This is a genomic window from Candidatus Skiveiella danica (assembly GCF_022705245.1).
Classification (GTDB): domain Bacteria; phylum Pseudomonadota; class Gammaproteobacteria; order Burkholderiales; family Burkholderiaceae_C; genus Skiveiella; species Skiveiella danica.
In genome coordinates, this window is record NZ_JAKJEW010000078.1 from 1 (window position 1) to 2,196 (window position 2,196).

1 protein-coding gene and 1 pseudogene are annotated in these 2,196 nt (G+C 62.6%); both read left to right on the forward strand.

The annotated features are described in order from the left end of the window. Window positions 1-490, forward strand: a pseudogene (locus ACMUOY_RS20020) (hypothetical protein); the annotation flags it as partial. Between the two features lie 26 nt (window positions 491-516). After that, window positions 517-2,196 (forward strand): Swt1 family HEPN domain-containing protein (locus tag ACMUOY_RS20025; RefSeq protein WP_413894495.1); only part of this gene is annotated, 1,680 nt, incomplete at its 3' end.

Here is a 2,196-nt window from a genome sequence, read left to right on the forward strand (position 1 = left end):
AGCGCAGGAAGGCGAGCTGGATCGTGATACGAGCTGGGCGGTAGCGTGGTTCGAGCAGCACGGGATGAACGAGGGCGAGTTCGGCGTGGCGGAAAGCCTTTCGCGCGCCAAGAACACCGCAGTCAACGGGCTTGTCGAAGCGGGCATCATCACGGCAAGGGCCGGAAAAGTGCGGCTTATCCCCCGCGACCAGATGCCGGACGACTGGGACCCAGCAACCGACAAACGGCCGACCATCTGGGAGGCAACGCAGCAGCTTATTCGGGCTTTGGACCAACATGGTGAAAGTGGCGCAGCGGCGCTTCTAAAACGGCTGGGCGAATACGGCGACGCAGCCCGTGACCTGGCCTATCGCCTGTTCAGCATTTGCGAGAAAAAGAACTGGTCGAGCGAGGCGCTGGCCTACAACAGCATCGTCCTGGCATGGCCTGAACTAACCAAACTGGCCCAGGCAGCCCCGCGTGGGGACCAACGGACCCTTTTTGAATAGGGGTATTTCAATGATGAGGGCAAAACATGGCTAAAAGCAATCACGGAAGAGTGGGGGACGCGCTTGAGCTGCTCAACAGGGGGTTGCGCCCCTTTGTGGAGCGGGAACTGCAAGCTGTGCACGGAGATCAGTGGCAGGAGATGGTGGCGCAGACGCTCCGCGAAGACCGCGGTGCGGTGAAGGCGACCAAGAAAGGCGAGCTCAACTGGGATACCCACAACCTGCTCACGGTCATGTGGGACCAGTGGAACGCGGTCTTCCGTAACACCCTTGGCCATACCGAACGATCCCTGGTCAGTGAACTGCGGGAGGTGCGCAACCGCTGGGCGCACCAGACGCCCTTCAGCAGCGATGATGCCTATCGGGCGCTGGACAGCATCGGCCGTCTGCTCACCGCCATATCGGCGCCTGAGGCAAAGGAACTGGAAGAACAGAAGATGGCGCTGTTACGCGTGCGTTTCGACGAGCAGCGCCGGGGCGAGATGCGCAAGCACGCCGTGGCCCCCACCGAGGGCAACCCGCAGAGCGGCCTCAAGCCATGGCGCGAAGTTGTCACCCCGCACCGGGACGTGGCCAGCGGCAAATACCAGCAGGCGGAGTTCGCGGCCGATCTGTGGCAGGTGTACCTGGGCGAGGCGGCATCCGAGTACCAGGACCCCACCGAGTTCTTCCGGCGCACCTTCATCACCGAGGGACTGCAGAAGCTCCTCAGCAACGGCGTACGCCGCATCGGCGGGCAGGGCGGCGACCCCGTGGTCGAACTGCAGACGAATTTCGGCGGCGGCAAAACCCACAGCATGCTGGCGCTTTACCATCTTTTCTCCGGCACACCCTCGACCGAACTTCCCGGCACCGAGCAAGTCCTGAAGGAAGCCGGATGCGAAGTGGCTTCCAAGGTCAGACGCGCCATTGTAGTCGGCACCAAGGTGTCGCCCGGCAACCCGAGCACGAAGGACGACGGGACCGTCATCCGAACGATCTGGGGCGAGATCGCCTGGCAACTGGGCGGCAAGACCGGTTACGAGATGATCCGCGCCGACGACGAGAAGGCCACCAACCCCGGCGACAAGATGAAGGAGCTGTTCAACAAGTTCTCGCCCTGCCTTGTTCTGATCGACGAGTGGGTAGCCTACGCGCGACAGCTTCACGAAGGCAGCCTGCTTCCCGCCGGCACCTTCGATACCCAGTTCACCTTCGCTCAGGCACTGAGCGAGGCGGCCAAGGCGGCCAAAAACACCTTGCTGGTGGTCAGTATTCCAGCATCCGATAACGAGATCGGCGGCGAATGGGGCCAGCGTGCCTTGTCCCGACTCAAGAACGCCATCGGCCGCGTGGAATCGAGCTGGCGTCCGGCCAGCCCGGACGAGGGGTTCGAGATCGTGCGCCGTCGGCTCTTCGAACCACTGCACGAGAAGCAGGCCTTCGTGGCGCGCGACGCCGTGGCGCGAGCCTTTGTGGAGATGTACGGAACGCAGCACAGTGAATTCCCATCCGAGTGTCGAGAGGCCGAATACGAACGTCGCATCAAGCTGGCCTACCCTATCCACCCGGAACTCTTCGACCGGCTCTACAACGACTGGTCCACGCTCGACAAATTTCAACGCACGCGCGGCGTGTTGCGCCTGATGGCGGCGGTGATCCATTCCCTATGGGAAAGACAGGACGGCAACCTGCTGATCATGCCCGCCACCATCCCCATCGACGAC